The organism is Planctomycetota bacterium, assembly GCA_035384565.1.
Classification (GTDB): Bacteria; Planctomycetota; PUPC01; order DSUN01; family DSUN01; genus DAOOIT01.
Window position 1 is genome coordinate 32,551 of the sequence record DAOOIT010000016.1, and the last position, 19,426, is coordinate 51,976.

The following is a 19,426-nucleotide window of genomic DNA, read 5'->3' on the forward strand; positions in this document are numbered from 1 at the left end:
GTCATTCCATTCCGCAGACCGCCTCAGCCGCCCACCGAAGCTCCAGCCGCACGACGCGGCGGTTCATCGCGTCAGCGACGTAGAGGCGCCCTCTCTGCACCTGCCCCGCGCTCACGGCCATCGGCCAGCCGAGCGGCACGTCGGGCTCGGGCACGGGGCTCTGTGGGCCGGCGGAGTCGGGGTTGCCGTAGTAGCCGAAACGCAGGATCTCATTCCCCGCGTTGTCCACCACCGCCACATAGTAGTCCAGAGCGTTGGGGATGTAGAGGCGCCCCCACGGGTCGAGGTCGAAGCGGCCCTCCTTGCACACGCAGCCGCCTTCCACCTGCGGCGCCAGGATGGGATAGGCGGCAAGAGCGCCCTTCACATAGTCCCCCACCTGACTCCCCGCCCAGGCCATGCCCTGGCCCTCCGCCTCTTCGCCCTGCGCGAGCTTCACGTAGCCGCCACCTTCGGGGCCGAACTTGACAATGGCGCCCTTGGTGCGCCGCTTGTCAGCGGCCGCGGGAGAGCCCGCCGGGGCGCCGTGGAGGCCAACATAGATGTTGCCCGCTGCATCCACGCACAGCCCGCCGCCTTGGGGGTCCGTCGGCCCCACCAAACCATCGGCGGGGCCGGAGTGCTTCTCGGCCTGCCCATTCGCGTCCCACACGCTGACATGGTACTTGCACCAGTCGAACATGTGATGGACGTAGATTCGGCCGCTCGGGGCGACCCAGAGGCCCTTGTTCGACCACCCGTGGCCGTAGCGGCCATAGACGTCTTTGCCTGTAGTGGTCAGCGTGGTCGTGTTCTTGCCTGTGGCGGCGAACGGCACAGGCTTGAACTCGCAGTCGAAGCGGGTCACGAGTTCGTGCCAGCCCTGCTGGCCATAGACGTAGAGGCGGCCGTCGGGGCCGAAGGCCAACTCCATCCCCTTGAGCGGGAAGGGCCTCTTCTCGCCCGTGAGGCCGTCGCAGCGGGTGAGGCCGCTCCAGCCGTCGCTCACCACGATGTCGTCGGAGAAGGGGTCGGCCCACACCTTGACCACGGCCTCGGGCATCAGAACCTCCTCGCCGCCCAGCTTGCCGGTGACGACGAACGCCGTCCCACGGTCCTCGATGCGGGTGACGCCCTCCGTCTTCATCCCGCGCCCTTCGGGATGAATGGCCTCCTGGCACACGTTGCTGAGCCAGATAACGGCGGGGTCCTGCGAGGCATCCACGGCCATCGCAGGAGCGTTCAGGCAGCCGAGCGTCAACTCGGCGAGCACCTTGCCGTCCTTCCACCCCGAGAGCTTGAGCAGCTTGACCTCGTTGACGGCCTTGTAGCCGTTGACGATTCTCCGTGTGGTGACGTAGACCCCCGGCCCCTTGGGGCTGAGAGCCACCAGGTCGGGCCACTCGACAGGCGTAGAGCCGAGCAGCTTGCCGGCAGGGTCGTACACGGCGAGGCGCTGGTTCACCCGGTCGCACACGTAGATGCGCCCCTCCCTGTCGGCGGCGAGTCCGTGCAAGGCGCTGAGGCCGTTCTTGCGGCCCCAGTTGGTGTAGTGATACCAGCCGTTCTTCTCCTTCGCCCAGAAGTTATCGGCAGGCACGTCAATCGCAATGAAGGGGGAGCGTTCGCCGGTCGCTGGGTCCACCTTGAAGACCTGTCCGTCAGCGATCTTGCGGCTCTCGTGATACCAGCCGGCGAGATAGAGGCTCCTGCCGTCAGGCGCGGCGGCCCAGCAGATCGGCCCCTGGGCGGGCGGCGCAGGCGTCTTCGTGTCGCCCCAGGCGATGCACGCGCCGTCGGCCGCGCGAATGCGGCACAACTCGCCGCGGCCGTTCGTGAGCCACAGCACCCCGCTCTGCACGCGACTCCCGATGAAGCCGCCGATGGCCTCGGGGTGAATCCACGGCAGGAGTGCGTTGTGCTGCGGGGGACTGAGCTTCCCGTCGCGAAGCGCCGGCTTGCCAAAGCCTTCGACCTCCCCTGCCTTCAGGTTGGCGGGATAGGGGAAGATCGTTCGCAGGTACTTGCCCGTGCGGTCGAACACCTTGATGGTGAAGATGTTTCCCCCATAGCCGCCGCCCGTGGCCACGTAGACCTCGCCCTGGTCGTCGGTCGCAAGGCCGTAGACCTTGCTCGCGATGGCCTCGGGGCCGCCGATGATGCCGGAGAACACCGCCTGCGCGCCGAGGCGGACATAAGCTTTGAAAGGCGCGCCCTTGGCCGGCTGGCCGAGGTCATCGGAACCATCCCACTCGAGGCTCTGCGTCAGCCCGGGCCTCAGGGGCGGCGGCGGCGCGTTCTGGCCGCCGAGCGCCCCGGCGGCCAGATGCCGCACGACGTTGCTCTGGACATCGAGGATGCTCACCTCGGCATCCGTCGGCGCGTTGACCGCAAACTCGACGAGCCGTTTCGCCCCGTCCGTGCGCACGGTCGGCTTCTGCGCGAAGTCGGGCTTCACCTCGCCGGCCAATGCCGTGCCGACAAGCAACGCACACGTTGCCGCAAGGGTGGTTCTCATGCCACTTCGCTCCAGGCTCCTGGGTTACCCTCGCCGTGCGCCGTATCGTATTCCGTCCTGCGGCCCTGTCAAGGCTTGATTTGCCTCCCCCCTTCGGCTAAGCTGGCGCTCAGTCGCCGGCACACCCATAGATTTCCCTGTGGAAGGAGACCCCTGATGCGTGCGATGGCTCTTGCCGCGTTGGTATTCGTCGGCCTGGTGAGCGGAACCGTTCGAGCCGCGGAGGCCGAGGGGAAGCTCAAGGTGCTCGTCGTGTGGGGCGGCCACGGCTTCAACCAGCCCGCCTTCTGGCAGATGTTCAAGGACAACCCCGACATCGCCTACACCGAGGCCAAGCACGAGAAGACCTCCGAGGTCTACGACCGCGACGACCTGCTCACCTACAATGCCATCGTGCTCTACGACTTCTGGCAGAACATCACGGACGACCAGAAGAAGAGGTTCGAATCCCTGCTCGACAAGGGCGTAGGTCTCGTCGTCCTCCACCACGCCCTGGCCACCTACCAGGACTGGCCTGTGTTCGAGAAGACGGTCGGCGGCAAGTTCCTCCTCCGCGACGAGGAGCGCAACGGCATCAAGGTGCCCAAGTCGGGCACCGGCGGCGGCGAGATCGCCCTGCACGTGTGCTCGAAGGACCACCCGATCACGAAGGGGATGGACGACTTCAAACTCCAGGACGAGTACTACAACAAGTGCCTCGTGAGCAAGGACGTGACGCTGCTCCTCACCACCGACTGCCCGGGGAATCAGAGGGAAGTGGCCTGGTGCCACGAACAGGGCAAGTCGCGCGTCGTCTACATCATGAGCGGCCACGACCAGAAGGTCTATAACGACGCCAACTACCGCCGGCTCCTGGCCAACGCGATCCAGTGGGCCGCCCGAAAGCTCTGAGCAGAGATTGGCGGTTGATCTCCTGCTCCTCTTCCGGGATAATCCGAGGTGGCGTTGTGGCCCGAGGGGCACGCTTCGGCCATCCCTGAACCTAGGAGGAATCGCATGCGGCGTACGGCGCTGGTCTGTCTGGGGCTCATTGCGGGCGCTTCTGCCCTGGCGGCCGACTGGCCCCGCTGGCGTGGGCCCAAGAACGACGGCATCTGCACCGAGACCGGCCTCCTCAAGGAATGGCCCGCCGAGGGCCCTAAGCTGCTCTGGACCGCCACCGGCGTGGGCAAGGGCTTCTCCAGCATGTCCATTGTCGCCGGCAAGCTCTACACCATGGGCGACCTCAAGACCGAGGAGGGCGAACGCCAGCACGTCATCGCCCTCGACCTCGCGTCGCAGAAGATCATCTGGACCGCGCTCGTCGGCCCGCCGCACGGCGACGGCTCACGTTGCACACCCACCTTCGACGAGGGGCTCCTCTACGCCGTCGGCACCGATGGCGACCTGGTGTGTGTGCAGGCCGCGGACGGCAAGGTGGTCTGGAGGAAGAACTTCAGCAAGGACTTCGGCGGGCGCATGATGTCGGGCTGGAAGTACAGCGAGTCGCCGCTCGTGGATGGCGACAAGCTCCTATGCACGCCCGGCAGCGACCAGGCGGCTATCGTGGCGCTGAACAAGAAGACCGGCGAGACGATCTGGAAGTGCGCCTCGCCCAAGCCCGTGGGCGGCGCCGGCTATGCCTCGATTGTCGTGTCGGAAGGCGCCGGGGTGCGCCAGTACATCACCCTTTTCGGCCGCGGCGCCCTGAGCGCCAGGGCCGACGACGGCAAGTGCCTCTGGCACTACCCCCGCATCGGCAACGGCACCGCCAACATTCCCACGCCCGTGGCGGATGGCGACTACGTGTTCGTCTCCACCGCCTACGGCACCGGAGCGGCCCTGCTCAAGCTCTCGCCGGCCGACGGCGGCGTGAAGGCTGAGGAGGTCTACTTCCTCGACGCCAAGACGTTCCAGAACCACCACGGCGGCTTCGTGAAGGTGGGCGACTACATCTACGGCGGCAGCGGCCACAATGCCGGCAAGCCCACTTGCCTTGAAATGAAGACGGGCAGAGTCGTGTGGCAGGAGGACCAGCCGGGCGGCGGCTCGGGGGCCGTGCTCTATGCCGACGGCAACCTGATCATCCGTTATCAGGGCAAGGAGGTGTGCCTCATCGGCGCCACGCCCGAAGGCTACAAGCTCAAGGGCAAGTTCACGCCCCCCGGCCAGCCCGGCATGGGCGGCCCCGCCTGGGCGCACCCCGTCATCAGCGACGGCAAGCTCTATCTCCGCCACGCCAACTACGTCTTCTGCTACGACATCAAGGGGAACTGAGCGAGGCGACGCCCCGTTATCGCTGCCCGCCGACAGCCACGAACCCACCCGAAGGTTCCAACGCCTTCGGGTGGGTTTCGCTTTGGCCTCTGAGCGGTCACACGGCTGGTGCCGTGCCGCCATGACGCGGGCGGTGCCACGCTACCTGCCAACGCAGAACACGCTCTTCTGGCCGACAAGGAACAGGCACCCGCCCGCCACAGCCGGCGAAGGATGGCTTCCGTCGCCCAGGTCGTTGGTGGCGAGAACTCTGAACTCCGGGCCGGCCTGGACGACGTAGCTCTTGCCCGCGTTGGCGAAGAAAAGGCGGCCCTCCGGGTCGGCGATGGGGCTCGCCCAGCCGGAGGAAATGCCCTCCAGCCGCTGTGTGTAGACCTCCTTGCCCGTCGCCGCCTCCCAGCACCGCAGCGTGCCCTGGTCGTAGAGCCGGTAGACGTGGCCTCCGACGATGATCGGCGAACTGAGCCCGCCGCCCGAAGCGACCTTCCACTTGACGTGCGTCGCCGTCACGTCGCCCTCGCCTGTGGGGTCCACGGCAGCGCCTGGGCCGCCGCGCCCGTTGTCGAAGTAGACGATCCCCGCGCCATAGGCCGGGGACGATGTCTCCCCTGCCCCAGCGCACCACCAGAGGGTCTTGCCCGTGGCGGGGTCGAGGCTCCGCAAGGCGTCGGGCAGGCGCCCGAGACCGCCGGCGAGGACGAGCATCTGCGGCTTGCCCTTCACCTCGATGAGCGTGGGCGTGCTGTGGCCGAAGCCCATCGTGGGCTGCTTCGCCTCCCACTTCACCTCGCCCGTCGCCTTGTCGTAGGCCGACACCCGCGAGTTCTGCGGCACGGTCTCATAGGCGAAGATCAGCGTGTCCTCGTAGAGAATCGGGCTGCTGCCCACCGTGACGTCGAAGTCACCCGGCACGAGTTCCCGGCGCCACACGATCTTGCCTTCGTAGTCGAGGGCGGCGAGCACCTTGGATCCGAAGGCGGCATAGACGAGCTTGCCGTCGGTGCAAGGCGTAGGCGCGGCATAGCCGCCGCCGGGGCCGCTGCGAAAGTCGTTCCGCAGCCAGGGGCCGGGCGGCACCTGCGTGTCCCAGAGCAGCTTGCCGTCGCTCGTGTCGTAGCACAGCACGTGATGCTCGGGCATCATCTTGCCGTCCGGCTTGCCCTCCCCCGGCCACCGCACGGTGGAGATGAACAGGCGATTGCCCCAGACAATGGGGCTGGCATGCCCCTGGCCGACGAGCGGCGACTTCCAGCGCACATTCTCATTCTTCGGCCCGCCCCAGGTGAGGGGCAGGCTGGCTTCCTTCGTATAGCCCAGCCCCGTCGGCCCGCGGAACTGCGGCCAGTTCTCCTCCCGTGCCCAGGCGAGCCTGGCGGCCACAGCGGCCAGGCACAGCGTTGCTGCGGCTGTTAGTCGGTGGCATGCCACGTTGGGTCCTCCTTCGCAGTTGCTCGGATCAACCTCTGGCAAGCGCCAGGTCCAGCGCCAGCAGTTCGCGGGTGAGTTCGTCGTGGGCGTTGGCGTAGGGGAGGCTGGCGCAGATGAAGGGGACCATGTCGGCGGCGTAGCCGCCGCGGGCCGCGGCAGTACGGTCGGGCGCATAGCCCACGCTGTCGTTGACGAAACTGCACACCAGCGTGGGCTTGCCCTGCGCGGCGGCCACCACGTCGTTCTTGATGGCCTGGAAGGTTTCGAAGCCGGAGCCGAGAATGGCGAGGGACCCGATGCGCATCCCCGCGACCTCGGTGGGGTCAGCCAATGGCTGGTTGGCCGCCGCCTTGGCGAGCAGTCGCCGCAGGGCCGTGACGTAGACCATGGCGATCCGGACCTCGTGCGGGGCGTCCGTGGCGTCGAGCTTGTGGAGCTTGGGCTCGCATTCGGCGAGGAGTTCGCGCAGCTTCTCAACGCCCCACGGCTTGCGGCTGAATGTGACTTTGCGGCGGGCCGACGAAATGCGATCAACGCCGAGGGGCTTCGCCGCCGCGATGCCGTTGCGAACCGCGTTGGCGTAGCGGCCGGCGATGATGTCGAGAGCAAGAAGCGAGTCGGTCTCGGGCTTGTGGCAGACGCAGGTGTTGACATCGCCCTGGGCGCCCTGAAGGAAGAGACCGACGGCGCCGGGGTGCTCGCGCTCGATGAGATTGGTGGCCACGCCGGCGTAGTCGCCGTGGATGTAGCGCGTGGCCTCGCAGCACACGACGGGGTGGCAGCCGAAGTAGCTGACGAAGCCGAGGATGCCGTCTCCTTGTGGGCGGGGCGTCTCTGCCCCGCGGGGCGCGGAGGCCCCGCCCACAGCGCCGAGGCCCCGCCCACGCCTGGTGGCGACGAGCACGTGGCAGGTGGTGTCGGTGAGTTCGGGCTTGGCGGGGCGCCAGTCGTCGCGGAGCACCACGTCGAGGGGCTGAGCGTCCTTGTCGTATTCGCGGTTGCAGCCGATGCCGTGGCAGGGCACTTCGGCGTGGGCGAGTTCGGCCTCCTCGAGGCGTTCGAGGGCATGAAGGCAGGCGGTGGCAATTCGTGACGGAAGGGTCTCGACGTAGGGCGGGTCGGGCTCTCCCCAGCCGATGTACGGGCCGGTGCAGGGGCCGCTGTGAGTGTGGGACGAACAGAGGAGCACGGCGTCGGGGGCAAGGCCGGCACGTTCGCCGAGGATCGTGCGCACGCGCTCGGTGATGGGCAGTGCCGTGCCGATGAGGTCGAGGGCAACAAGGACTTGGCGGAGGCCGCCGAGTTCCAGCGCCATGGCCCGCGCCCACAAGTGGTCGCGGACCTCGATGCTCTTGCGGCAGCGGAACGGCCCGAAGCCGCACAGTTCCACGCCCACCCGCGGCGTGATGTCGTTCTTCGCAAAGCCGATGCGCATCGCGGGGCCTCCTGGGGTTCGCTGACAGAACCAACACGACTGGGAACATACCTGCCCTGTGAGCAGGTGTCAACTGGGACTGATGCGCCTCATAGGGCCGACGTGGTGCATGGAATGGACGCGATGGAAATCGTGGACGCGCGCAAGGAGCGAGTCCACAGTGTCCATCGGGTGCATTATGCCCAGTCGAGGGAGCGCGCGATGACCATAGCTCGCCTTGGGCTTCTGGTCGTGCCGCGGCACGTTCCCTTGTCACTGGTTGGGCACGAGCTTGACGACGAAGGCTTGGCCAGAAAACCGTCGTTCATGCCCCTCAGCTCGCGTTGAACCGCCGCGTCGGTCGTCGGAAAGTCGGGCGATGCAGTGACGCCGGAGAGGAGGAAGGAGCCATCGGCCAAGAGGAGCGGGCGGTGCTCGGCGCGGTTGCCGCTCGGAGGCCCGAGGCGCTGGCCCGTCAAGCCAAGATCGTCCACCAGAACGCCCGGCACCTGCGCCTGCACTGCCTCAAGGGCATCGGGCACGTGAGCGGTGCCGCCCCAGCCTAGGACCTTCTGGTAGCGCGTAGAGGAGTCCACGGTCACGGTAGCTGCCGTCGCGACGAGGCACCCACCGCACAGAGCAAGCCAGCTCAAGGCAGGCCGCATGGCTTCTCCTCTCAAGGCCTTCCGCTGGCGGTCGCAGCGGCCTGATAGAGTCGGCGCGAACGGGCCTGCCAGCCGAGATGGTACTGCTCCATGCTGTAGATGACCGAGTTCCCGACGAAGAAGGTCGTCTCGCTGAAGTGGTCGGCGAGCACCTGCTTCAGGCGCGTGTTGGCCGCCTTGGGGAATTGCAGACGGTCCAGTGCTTGCTCGATGGCGATGCGGGCCTCGGCCTCCTGGATGCCCTCGAGGAGCGCTTCGAACCGGGCGCTGGATTCGGCCCCCGCCTCGCCCGGCCAGAGGAGGAAGAGGACTGGAACACCCGTGATCCAGCGTGGCGGCTCCATCGCCTCATAGTGGATGCCGGCCCATTCGTCGGCGCCGACCCACGCGAAGCCGTTCCGCCCCATCGCCAGCGCGCGGTCCACCATCGCCCGGTAGGCAAAGGGGTGCGAGGTGGTGTGCAAGGCGAACGACGTGCCGCCGACGCGCGGGCTGGCCAGATGGATGCAGGGGCTGCGCCAACCCTGGTCGTCGCGGAAGTTCCGCCAGCCGCCCTGGTAGCGGATGTCGGTGATCAGCTTGTAGAAGCGGTCGTTGAGGCAGTACTTTGCGTTGTACATGATCTCGTGGCCATAGGCGGTCCAGAAGACCTCTGGCGCAGCGGCGGCAAGAATGTCCTTGAGCTGTGGGTCAGCCTCAGCCTCGAGGGGTGCGCCCCAATACATGCTCTTGTCGAGCCCGCGGGCCTTCATGTGGGCGACGAGCGAGCGGGCGAATGCCTCCCACATCGGGCGGTCCACAGGCGCGAGAGCGGCCTCACCCGTCGCCTCGTCGAGCACGCACACCTGCGCGGGCGCATCAGGGTTGATCTGGCTTTTCATCCCCTGCATCACGACGAACTGAATGACCCGAGGCGGCCCGCAGTGCTTGACGGCCAGGTCCAGATAGCGGTCGAGAATGGCGTAGTCGAACGCAATCTGGCCGCCCTTGCGCTTCCAGCGGACCATCGAGTCCGAGCGGTTGCCGAACTCGGTGCGCGCGATGACGGGCACGTTGAGCCAGGCGTTGCCGATGCGCGCGAGCTGGCGGAAGCTAGCATCAAGGAGCCTGAAGTGTTCGTCGGACCAGAGCTTCACCCTATATTGCTTCGCCACTCCGTAGGGGTTCTGCATGCAGGCGACGAAGGTCTTGAAGTCCCTGGGGTCGGGCAGTCGCCACGGCAGGACCTCGGCCTCGACAGGCAGACTCGCCGGCTCCATCCCATTCGCCGTCACCTCGACAGCGCCGCGGTAGGTGCCCGGCACCGCATCCGCTGGCACGCGCAGCGAGAGCCAGATGGGGCGCGCTGCATTGGCAGGGAGCACGACGGAAGCATCGGGAATGAGGTGGTCGAAGAGCCAGGGGCCGTCGTCCTGCATCTTCGCGTAGGCCGCGAGCTGCGCCGCATCGGGAAACGAGGCGCCGAGCCCCCGCTCATCGCCCAGTTTCCTCAAGCTCCAGGCGGACACCGGAAAAGGGGCCATGTGCGTGGCACGGATGGCGGAGGCGGGGAGCTTGGCGCCGCCCTCGATGGCGAGGTCGGTCACCCGCGCCCGAAGATCGGTGAGCGGGGCCGCGCTGCGGATCACCACTTGAGCGGAGTACGTGCCGTTTCGCGCGGCCACAAAACGCACGGTGCCCGGCGTCTCACCGGGCGGCAGGAAGTCGCTGGAGAGCGTCCGGTGGTGCATGTCCTCGGCCCACACCTGGACATGCCCAGGGCGATCAGAGGCGGGTCTTGCCTCATGTGGGGCAGCGCGAAGCTCGAGGCTGATGAGGCGGCCGTGCGGCCACGGGCGCTGTGGCCCGCCCCAGTTTGGCTGGATCGGGTTCATGAGGACCACGGGATGGAAGCAGCTTGCGCGAACCTCGACGGCGAGGACGTTGAGACCTCTGCGCAGTGCAACCGCGGGGACAGCGATCGGCCCGAGCGAGCGCTGAGACAGTTCGGCGCCCTTCGGGCCGTAGGCCTCGGGCGGGTAGTCGTCGCCCGGGGTGTCGGGCGCCAGTTCGCCCTTGGGCAGATGGCCGCGGGCGACCTCGTAGCCGTTGACGAACACGCGGACCCCGCCGCTGTAGGCCAACCGAAGGGTAAGGGCCTCAGGCTCCGTGAGGGCGAATCGCGTGCGGTAGCAGGCCACGAGGAGCCGCAGGTCCACGCTCTCGTCGTACTGGCCGAGGTTGATCATCGTGAGTTCGGGCGCCGGGCCGCCCTGGAAGGGCCGACGGTCGCGGACCCACCCGCCATCATCGAAGTCGGCCGCCATCCAGTCCGCAGGCGGCGGAGGCGTGGGAACGGGGTCGTTCGAGCGGAACCCGCCGCCGCCCATGCTCAACACCGCGTGGTCGCGCCAGTCCACCACGGCAGGGTCTATGCCCTTGGCCTTGAGCGCCCTTTCGGTGTCGGCCTTGAGCCTGGCAGCGAGGCGCGGCTCGATCGGCTTGCCTGCCTGAGCCTTCAGGGGGACCGGCGAGATGCGGTTGAGGCCGAACTGGTAGTACCGCCGCCAGTAGCACGTCTCGTCGAGCACAAGCAGGGAGCTCTCGCCGCCGAACGCTTGAGCAAGGAGCAGACCACAGCCGAGAACTAGCCGCCGCACATGGTTCTCCTGTCATTGGCTTGGCACGAGCTTGACGATGAAGGCGTCGCCACTGCCGGCGTGGGTCTTCTGGACGGCATTCGGGGTCACGGGGAAGTCGGGCGACGAAGTGTTGCCGACGAGGTAGACCTCGCCCTTGGAGCCAAGGGCAAGGCTGCGAATCAGGTCGCCCCCGCTCCCGCCGAAGTAGGTGGCGTAAAGCAGTCTTGAGCCATCGGGGCTCACAATGGCCAGCACCCCGTCGCCCTCCCCTGCTTCCTCGGGGCCGCGGAAGGTGGGCTGCACAGCATCCGGGGTCACGGGGAAGTCGCGCGAGGTGGTCGTTCCAACGACGTAGAGGTTGCCGTCGGCATCCTGTGTCGGCATGAGGAAGAACTCACCCCCAGTTCCTCCGAGGAGGGTGGAGAAGATGAAGCGTCGTCCGTCGGGCGAGAGCTTGGCCAGGAAGCCGTCGTTCCTACCCCTCAGCTCGCGTTGAACCGCCGCGTTCGTCGTCGGGAAGTCGGGCGATGCGGTGACGCCGGAGAGGAGGAAGGAGCCATCGGCCAAGAGGAGCGGGCAGTGCTCGGCGAACTCGTTACCGCGGCCTCCGAGATAGGTGGCGTGGAGGATGCGGGAGGCGTCGGGCGAGAGCTTGGCCAGGTAGCAGTCGAACTCCCCGCCGAGCTTGGGCTGGGGCGCGCCGGCCGTCACGGGGAAGTCATCGGACCTCGTGTGGCCCGCGACGTAAAGGTTCCCAGCGGCGTCGAGGCGGATGCCCATGATGGCGTCGTCCTCGCCGCTGCCGCCGAGGAGGGTGGCGAAGACGAGGCCGGAGCCGTCGGGTTTGAGCCTCACGATGGCGGAGTCGCGCGGCCCGCTCCGTTTCGGCTGCACGACGCCCCGGGTCGTGGGGAAATCGGGCGAGTTGCTGGTGCCGACGACGTAGACCGTGTCGTCCGGCCCGACAGCCAGGCCGCCGCGTGGGAAGTCGTCGCCCGAGCCGCCCACATAGGTGCACCAGAGGAGCTTCTTGAGGTCGGGCGAGAGCTTGGCCACGAGCATGTCGGACGGCCCGCCGCCGAACGTGGGCTGGAAGCAGCCCGAGGTGGTCGGCGCATCGGGCGAGCGGGTGGCGCTCGTGATGACCACGTTGCCCTTCGAGTCGATGCCCATGCCGTAGACGTTGCGCTCCTGCTTCGAGCCGCCGAAGTAAGTGGCGGCGAGCACCTTCGAGCCGTCGGGGCTGAGGCGGAGAAGGAAGCAGTCGCCGCCATAGATGCCGCCGTGGCCGAGGGCAGGGTCGTCGCCCGCGTAGGCCGGCTGCACAACGCCCTCCGTGGTCGGAAGGCCGGGTGAGCACACCTGTGCACCCACGAGCACGGAGCCGTCGGGACACGGGATTACCTCGCGCGCCTGGTCCCAACCGCTGCCGCCGAAGTAGGTGGCGTACTCCAGTTTGAACCTGGGCTGGGCGGCGGAGGCCGCCCCACACGAGAGGCACAGGAAGAGCACGAGTGTTCGCGACATGGCTCACTCCTTGTGTGAAGCGAGGGCTGTGGCCACCTCGCCGGCCGCGTCGAAGAGGCGTCGGCTGCGCTCTTGCCAGCCGAAGGGCGCGATGTCCTGGCAGCGCAGGCGCCAGAGGCGCATCAGGTTGGTTCGCACGTCGAGGAGTTGCTGACAGCTACGAGCGAGGTCGGCGGGCAGGGGTTGGTGCTTGTTCAACAAGGCTTTCTCGATGAAGACTCGGGCCTCGGCCTCCTGGTTGCCCTCGCGGGCGCACTCGAGGCGAATGGTCGTCACAGGGCCATCGGGGCCCGGGGCGAAGAGGTCGGTGCAGCTCCGCCCGAGGCCGGTCTCGTCGGCGTGCGAATGGAAGTAACGGTTGAAGAGCGTGCCGCCGCTGCCGCCCACAATGCCCCAGTCAGGCTTGCCGTCGCCGAGGAGTTGCGCGCCGATGTGCCAGTAGTCGCCGCCGACGCGGCCGTTGCCGGCCCGGCCATAGACCAGCGTGCTCTCCATCCACATACGGAATGACCAGGGCGGCGGGAAGCCGATCAGCAGCAGGGCCGAGCCGCTGCGGTTGAAGTTGAGGATAACCTGGTTCGGGTCGTACTGCCAGCCATAGAGGCGCCGCACGGCGGGGTCGGGGATGTCGCCGCCGTAGACCACCGAGTTCCAGCGGACGGGCACGGTGGCCTTGGTCGCCGGGTCGTAGACGTAGGCTCGCTGGGGCTGGTGCGACTCGGCGAGCCAGCCGGCCTCGGGCAGAATGCGGCGGAACATGGCCGCCGTGGGCGGGTCAGGCCCCATGTCGCCAGCGATCCCGAGTACGACCCGGTCGCCCAGCCCTTTGGCCTTCAGCCGTTCGTGAAGCGCGACGAGCAGGGGGCGCCAGGCGGCCTCGCACTCGGGCGTGCCGTACTGGGGGAGCTTGACGCTCTCGCGCCTGCCCGTGGCGGGGTCAATGACTGTGACGCGGGCGCCATAGAAGGAGGCGTAATCGCGCGGCCCCTTCCACGTGCGGTTCGACGCCTCGTAGCCCCAGGCGTTCAGCGAGACGAATCGCAAGCGGCCGTGGGTCTTGAGCGCCGCGTCGAGATAGCGGTCGAACCGGCTGAAGTCGTAGCGATACGAGCCGTCGGGCTGCTTGAGCCAGGGCACGAGCGATTCGGGGTTGCCCATTTGGGATTCGGCGAGCAAGGGGATGAGGAGGCCAATGTTGCCCATCTCGCCCATCAGCGCCAGGCTCTTCTCGATGAGCCGCCAATGCGCGTCGGACCAGGGCTCGACCTTGTAGTATCGAGCCAGGGTGTCGGGCGACTGATAGATGTGGAGGAGCGTCGCATAGTCCTTCACGTCGGGAAGGGTCCAGTCGCACACATGTAGTTCGAGGGTGCCGGCGAAGGCCCGGCCTTGCGCTTCGATGGCCAGTTCGCCGGTGTAGCGGCCGGCAGGAGCGCCCTTAGGCACCCTGGCCGATACCCAGATGGCCACGGCCGTGGCGTTGGCTGGCGGGGCGTCGAGAAGCATGTCGAAACGGGTGCCGCCCTCGGCGCCGGCATCGCGCTTCCAACGGGGCGGCGTGACGGGCATGCCCATCTGGCGCAGCGCGTCGGGCCAGAAGGGGTTGGGCACGCCGTAGCGCACGCGGATCGCCTCGGCGGGGATGAGGCCGCTGCCGCTTACCTGCTTGAGAGCCGCGGCCCTGGCCGAGAGGCCCCTCAGCGGCTCGTCGCTGGCCACGATGGCCTGGCCGGCGAAGGTGCCGTTGCGGGCGCCCACGATGCGCACCTTGCCTCGGCTCTCGTTGGCCGCCGACAGCGCGGGCTCGAAGAGCGTGCGCGTCGTGTCCACGGTCCACACCTGGATGCCGCCCGGTCCGGTCCTTGTGGCTCCATCCTGAGCGTCCAGGCGGAGTTCGAGGCGGCCCAGGCCCACCGTGGCGGCGATGGCGTCGGGCTGCCGCATGCACTGGGGCGGGTAGGTGCCGCGGTGCATCTCGATGGCGAGCACGTTCGCGCCGTTGCGCAGGGGGCCGAGCGGGATCGCGACGGGACCGAATGCCCGCTCGCGCAGCGCCCACTGCGGGCACCGGAGGTCGTTGGTGTCGAGGGGTCGGGGGCGGCCCTTCTCCAGGCTGTCGCGGTAGAAGAAGGCTTCGGGCGGGTATGCCTCAGCGGGGGTGCCGGGGCGCAGATTGCCCTCTGGCAGGTGCGCGCGGGCGACTTCGACGCCGTTGAGGTAGGCCACGAAGCCGCCGCGGCAGCTCAGCGCGAGCGTGAGCCTGCGCACCTTCGTGCGGTCGGCCACGGCGAAGCGGCCGCGCAGGCACACCAGGCCCACGGCGGGCAGAAACGGGTCCGTGCCGCGGAGGCGCGTGCTGATTCCCTCCTGGCTCATCTCGCCGATGAGCTTGAGGTCTTTCACGCCGTGCTCGAACTCCTGGCCGGGGGCGAGGAGCCAGTCGTCATCGTCGAAGTCGGGTGCGGCCCAGTTCGATGGCGGCGCCTCGGGGAACATCGCGGCCAGGCTGTCGGGTCTGGGTGCCTGGGCACCCTCGTCCGCGAACACAGGTGGGAACGTGGTGTAGTGCTTGCGCCAGTAGTGGCGCTGGGTAAGGAGGGCTTCGCCGCCGCTCAGCGGCTCGGCTCCAGAGACGGGAGGGCCGCCGAGCGCCGACACCAGAAGAGCCATGAGCACTACGAGGGGGGGGCGCACAAGGAGCGAAGGCCCCCCAGACATGGTCATTCCGAGTGGTGTCTTGCGAAGTCGAGGAATCTGCCGTCTGCTGGAGCCGAGAAGAGTCGCCTCGCCTTCGTTCGGCATGCGCAACCCCATTGCTGCGTCCACCGTGCGCCAGGGCATCATGAGAGTTACTGCTCCGGGAAGTTCAGGGGGTTCAGCGGGTCGGTGCCTGCCTTCTTCTCCTCTTCGTTCGAGTAGCCGTCGCCATCGGCGTCCGGGTCGGCGTTGTCGCCGATGCCGTCGCCATCGGTGTCGCGCCACTCCTTCGGGTCGCGGGGGAAGGCGTCCCAGGGCACGGCCGAGGCGTTCGGCACCCCGTCGCCGTCCCAGTCGAGTTCCTCGTTGTCGGGCACGCCGTTCTTGTTCAAGTCGTCCGCCTTGCCGTCGCCGTCAATGTCGGCGTCGAGGTTGTCGCCGATGCGGTCACCATCCACGTCGGCCTGCTCCTCACGCTCGAGGGGGAAGGCATCTTTGGCATCGGGCGCGCCGTCGTTATCGTCGTCATCGTCCTGATCGTTGGGCTGGCCGTCGCCGTCGCTGTCGGGCGGGGCGCCCTCGGTGACAAGGAGGGCGATGTCCACACTGAAGGGCGGTGCGACGAAGGTCTGCGTGCCGGCGGGGGCGTCGAGGCGGGCGAGGATGGCGGCGTCGGTGGGGCTGTACCAGTAGGCTTTGGCGGCCTGAGGCACGTCTACGGTGACTTGGAGGTCTTTGACCTCGCCGCGGTCGTGGTCCCACGTGTGGTGACGGGGCTGGCCGGCGGGCGTCTGTGCGCATTGGGCGCAGGCGCCGTGGTGGAGGTAGACGCCGGCGCGCCGGTCGGAGCGGAGGCCGTACGCCCGCACATCCTTGGCCTGCAACCCGGCCAGGTGGACGGGCATCGGCCTCACGCCGGCATCCAGGCAGTGGGCGAAGTCCTGGAGGGCCTTGGTGTACTGCCGCTCTTCGGGGCCGATCCAGATGTTCATGTGGTGGCCGTCCTTGGCGTAGGACGTTTCCCAGAAGATGAAGGAGACTTGGTTGAAGAAGGCGCTCCAGAGTCGGACGCGCATGCGGCGGGCGGAGCCTGGGTCCCACACGCCGCCGATGCCCTGGGGGATGAGTTCGGGTTTGCCGCCGCCGTTGCCCTGCTCGCCGTAGACGACGGGCTTGCCGTGCCGTTTGTGGTTCCTGGCGTTGCCGGCCGATGCCTGGTCGGAGGCGAGTTCGTCTTCGCGGCCGTACCAGTGGGGGGCCGAGATGTCAATGCCGGCCAGATCGGGTCGCTCCCAGCTCGTGGCCAGGGGCTTGCCGTAGGGGTCAATGGACTTCAGGTAGGGGATGGTGATGGCGTACCAGCCGTCGGCGGCTTTCTGCTCGTTGAGGAGTTCCCAGAAGTCCACGTAGGCGCCCCAGCGGTCCACCGAGTACTTGATGAGGGCTTTGACTTTGGCCATGCCCACGGCGTCGTCGGGCTGGTCATTGAAGACGCGGGCAAAGCCGAAGATGCCATAGAAATTGCGGATGCCATACTTCATCGTGAGCTGGAGCATCTCGTCCACCATCGCCGCCTGTTCCCAGCGGATGCGGGCGGGGGTGGCGGCTTTGGGGTCGTAGTGGATGTCGAAGACGGGGATGGAGAAGTTGTGGGGCGAGAAGCGCCAGAGGTTGAAGCCGGCGCGAGCGTGGCGGCCGAAGTAGACGTCGCCGTTTTGCGGATTCATCGAGGGGCCGCGGGCAAACATCGCTCCAGGCGGCGGGGCGGGGCGCTCGCCGCCATGTGTGTCGAGGCGGAAGGGACCCTCCATGGACTTCTGGTCCATCGCTGATCCGTTGTGGTTGCCATCGAAGACGCCGTCCTGGGTGCCGATGGGCCAGAAGGGGCTGCCGTCTTCGTAGATGAAGGTGAAGGGGTTCGCGGGGTTGATGCGCACCCAGCCCTTGGGCGGGATGCGGGGTTTGACGACCTTGAAGGCTCCCTTGCCCTCCGTGCTCTGGCCCTGGGCATTGCGGAAGACCCATTCGTAGGACCACTCGCCCACCTCGCTCGGGGCGTAGCGGGCCTTCCAGGTGTCGGCGGGGTCGCAGGGCCAGACGGCGTCGGATCGCTCGCGGCCCTTGGCATCCTTGAACTGGTGGATGACCGGCTTCTGGGGCTTCGAGGAGCCGTAGAAGAAGCCACCGACCTTGGGCTTCTTGCCGCTGGGCGACGTGAGGGCCACGTCAATCGTCACGTCCCAGTTCGGGTCGGTATACCTGCCCTCATGCTGGAAGGTCAGCTCAATGACCTGGTAAGGCATGAGGCGCGGGGTGTTCTGGGTGACCTTCACCTCGAGGGCCCAGGCGGGCGCGAGCCCGCCGAAAGCCAACGCCAATGCCACCGGCCATCGCATCAGTGTCGCCTCCGTCACTTGAGGAAATCGGGCAGGTAGCTATCGCCGGAGTCCTTGGGCTGGAGCTTCTTGCGCTGCTCCTCGCGCTGGCGGCGCTCGGCCTCGCGGAGTGCGCGGTAGGAGCCGCGCGTGAGGCGATCCTCGTTGCCCGGCCCGGCGATGACGACGATGGAGCTCTCGGCCATCAGGTGCTTCTGCTTGGCATTGATGTGGTAGCAGCGGCTCTGGCACAGGCCGCAGCCGTTGCACTTGTCGGCGAGCACGACGGGCGCGGAGAAGCCGCTGCCTTCGACCGGCTGGCCGTCGTCGCCGATCTCGACGTGGACGCGGACGAACTCGATGGCGTCGTAGCCGGCGGCCTTGCACTCGTCGAAGCACATCTGGCAGGCCTCGGTGCCGAGGTGCGGCAGGCAGGTGGCCTCGTTGACGATGGCCAGGCCGATGCGGGCGGCGCGCTTCTCGTCGAGCGGCAGGGCGCGAATCGCGCCCGTGGGGCACACCTGGCCGCAGTTGTTGCACTTCGGCTCGCAGCCGACCCAGTCGGGCACCACCTGCGGCGTCCACAGGCTCTCAAGGCCGTGCTCGAAGCCCATCGGCTGAAGGACGTTGAACGGACAGGCCTTGAGGCACTGGCCGCAGCGGACGCACAGGCGCAGGAAGTCGGGCTCGGGCACGCTGCCCGGCGGGCGCAGCGGCGGGTGGTCGGGCGGCGCGCCGCGGAGCTGGCGAATCCCGACCGCTGCGGCCAGACCCGCCCCCAAGCCCATCGCGAAGCCGCGGCGCGAAACAGGGCCGTCGCTGGCGCCGGATGTGCGACGCGCGAGGCGCCGCCAGCCGAACTCGATGGCGTTGACGGGACACACCTTGCCACAGGTCTGGCAGAAAGTGCAGTCGAGGGCGCGGGTGGTGAAATCGGGCCTGATGGCGTCGAAGGAACATGCCCGCGCACACTTGCCGCATTGGATGCACGCCGGCGTCACCTTGCGCTCGGTCAGCCGGAGGACGTTCGCCACGGAGAAGACTGCGCCACTGGGACACAGGTACCGGCACCAGAAGCGGGCGGCGAGCAGGCCCAGCGCGATCGTGAGCACGAACAGCCCGATGGAGAGGTAGTGCCCCGCGTGCATCGGCGGGATGAGGTACCAGCCCTTCGCCAGACCGAGTTGCACGGGGGCGGCCAGATACATCATCCCGCGCGTGAACACGGGGATGGCGGCGACGAAGCCCGACAGCAGCACGCCGCACGCCGCGGCGGCGAGGAGGCCGCCGAGCACATAGTACCGCAGATGCACCCACCAGCCGCGGCGCCGCGCTTCCCCCACCTTCTCGTCCCTGCGCTCTGCGTGGGAGCGTGTCTGCCGACGCTCTGCGTCGCGGGCACGGAGGGCCGCGGAGCGGCCGAAGAGGCGTCCCCAGGCGGAGCGCAGGGATGAGAGCGCGACATGGAACAGGTCGAGGAGGGTGCCGAAGGGGCAAACATAAGCGCAGAAGCCGCGCGGGATGACCAGGCACACGGCCAGCAGTGCGGCCGCCCAGGCGAGCGACCAGACCCAGGCTCGCGCCGCAATGGCCGTCGAGACGCTCACGAGCGGGTCGAGTGCGAGGAATGCCTCGGCCTCGACCATCTCGCGCGCGGCCCGCGCCTCCGCGTGGTGGCGCACGTCATAGGGCCAGCAGACGGAGAAGAAGAGGGCGAGGAAGAGGAGGAAGCAAGCAGATTGAATCGGCCGGCGGAGTCTGCCAATGGCGCGGAGCAGGAACAAGAGAGAGCCCTCGACTTTGCTTGGCTCCGCTCGGGATCACGAAGGCCGACTGGGCCGCGTCCCCTCAGTACCGCCCCACAAGGAAGGGCGTGCAGTTCTGGTGGCACAGCCCCTAGGCTGTGGACGAAGCGGGGCGTGCGCCCAGGCGGCGTTCATGAGCAG

Annotated in this window: 11 protein-coding genes; 3 read left to right on the plus strand and 8 right to left on the minus strand. The window is 68.0% G+C overall.

Translation table 11 applies throughout. The features are described 5' to 3' along the window. Position 1 precedes the first annotated feature (1 nt). Complete coding sequence (locus PLE19_08050) at positions 2 to 2,497, minus strand: hypothetical protein (GenBank protein HPD14886.1); 2,496 nt, start codon at positions 2,495 to 2,497, stop codon at positions 2 to 4. Positions 2,498 to 2,653: 156 nt separating this feature from the next. Here PLE19_08050 and PLE19_08055 point away from each other — a divergent pair, with 156 nt between their 5' ends. After that, positions 2,654 to 3,388 carry a ThuA domain-containing protein gene (locus tag PLE19_08055; GenBank protein HPD14887.1) on the plus strand — a complete coding sequence of 245 codons (735 nt, stop codon included), beginning with the start codon at positions 2,654 to 2,656 and terminating at the stop codon, positions 3,386 to 3,388. 105 nt (positions 3,389 to 3,493) lie between these two features. Then, complete coding sequence (locus PLE19_08060; GenBank protein HPD14888.1) at positions 3,494 to 4,753, plus strand: PQQ-like beta-propeller repeat protein; 1,260 nt, start codon at positions 3,494 to 3,496, stop codon at positions 4,751 to 4,753. A 141-nt stretch (positions 4,754 to 4,894) separates the two neighbouring features. Here PLE19_08060 and PLE19_08065 read toward each other — a convergent pair whose 3' ends face one another. Together PLE19_08065 and PLE19_08070 are read right to left on the minus strand one after the other, a co-directional pair. Next, the gene (locus PLE19_08065; GenBank protein ID HPD14889.1) at positions 4,895 to 6,181 is read right to left on the minus strand and encodes a PQQ-like beta-propeller repeat protein; all 1,287 of its coding nucleotides are present in this window, start codon (positions 6,179 to 6,181) and stop codon (positions 4,895 to 4,897) included. A gap of 28 nt (positions 6,182 to 6,209) precedes the next feature. Then, complete coding sequence (locus PLE19_08070; protein ID HPD14890.1) at positions 6,210 to 7,616, minus strand: hypothetical protein; 1,407 nt, start codon at positions 7,614 to 7,616, stop codon at positions 6,210 to 6,212. Between the two features lie 410 nt (positions 7,617 to 8,026). Between PLE19_08070 and PLE19_08075 the strand changes: the two genes are divergently transcribed. Then, on the plus strand, positions 8,027 to 8,161 hold the full coding sequence (locus PLE19_08075) for a hypothetical protein (GenBank protein ID HPD14891.1): 135 nt from the start codon (positions 8,027 to 8,029) through the stop codon (positions 8,159 to 8,161). Between the two features lie 110 nt (positions 8,162 to 8,271). Here PLE19_08075 and PLE19_08080 read toward each other — a convergent pair whose 3' ends face one another. From PLE19_08080 to PLE19_08100, 5 genes are all read right to left on the minus strand, one after another. Beyond that, positions 8,272 to 10,899, minus strand: a complete 2,628-nt coding sequence (locus PLE19_08080) for a hypothetical protein (GenBank protein HPD14892.1) — start codon at positions 10,897 to 10,899, stop codon at positions 8,272 to 8,274. A gap of 12 nt (positions 10,900 to 10,911) precedes the next feature. Further along, positions 10,912 to 12,408, minus strand: a complete 1,497-nt coding sequence (locus PLE19_08085) for a hypothetical protein (GenBank protein HPD14893.1) — start codon at positions 12,406 to 12,408, stop codon at positions 10,912 to 10,914. A 3-nt stretch (positions 12,409 to 12,411) separates the two neighbouring features. Next, complete coding sequence (locus PLE19_08090) at positions 12,412 to 15,078, minus strand: hypothetical protein (protein ID HPD14894.1); 2,667 nt, start codon at positions 15,076 to 15,078, stop codon at positions 12,412 to 12,414. Between the two features lie 179 nt (positions 15,079 to 15,257). After that, complete coding sequence (locus tag PLE19_08095; protein ID HPD14895.1) at positions 15,258 to 17,501, minus strand: DUF5060 domain-containing protein; 2,244 nt, start codon at positions 17,499 to 17,501, stop codon at positions 15,258 to 15,260. Between the two features lie 14 nt (positions 17,502 to 17,515). Continuing rightward, positions 17,516 to 19,264 carry a 4Fe-4S binding protein gene (locus PLE19_08100; GenBank protein HPD14896.1) on the minus strand — a complete coding sequence of 583 codons (1,749 nt, stop codon included), beginning with the start codon at positions 19,262 to 19,264 and terminating at the stop codon, positions 17,516 to 17,518. Positions 19,265 to 19,426 lie beyond the last annotated feature (162 nt).

Bases quoted from the DNA above. Each gene is read 5' to 3' on its own strand.
- PLE19_08050 (HPD14886.1), bottom strand. From the start codon at position 2,497: ATGAGAACCACCCTTGCGGCAACGTGTGCGTTGCTTGTCGGCACGGCA.
- PLE19_08085 (HPD14893.1), bottom strand. From the start codon at position 12,408: ATGTCGCGAACACTCGTGCTCTTCCTGTGCCTCTCGTGTGGGGCGGCC.
- PLE19_08090 (HPD14894.1), bottom strand. From the start codon at position 15,078: ATGGCTCTTCTGGTGTCGGCGCTCGGCGGCCCTCCCGTCTCTGGAGCC.
- PLE19_08095 (HPD14895.1), bottom strand. From the start codon at position 17,501: ATGCGATGGCCGGTGGCATTGGCGTTGGCTTTCGGCGGGCTCGCGCCC.
- PLE19_08060 (HPD14888.1), top strand. From the start codon at position 3,494: ATGCGGCGTACGGCGCTGGTCTGTCTGGGGCTCATTGCGGGCGCTTCT.
- PLE19_08055 (HPD14887.1), top strand. From the start codon at position 2,654: ATGCGTGCGATGGCTCTTGCCGCGTTGGTATTCGTCGGCCTGGTGAGC.
- PLE19_08070 (HPD14890.1), bottom strand. From the start codon at position 7,616: ATGCGCATCGGCTTTGCGAAGAACGACATCACGCCGCGGGTGGGCGTG.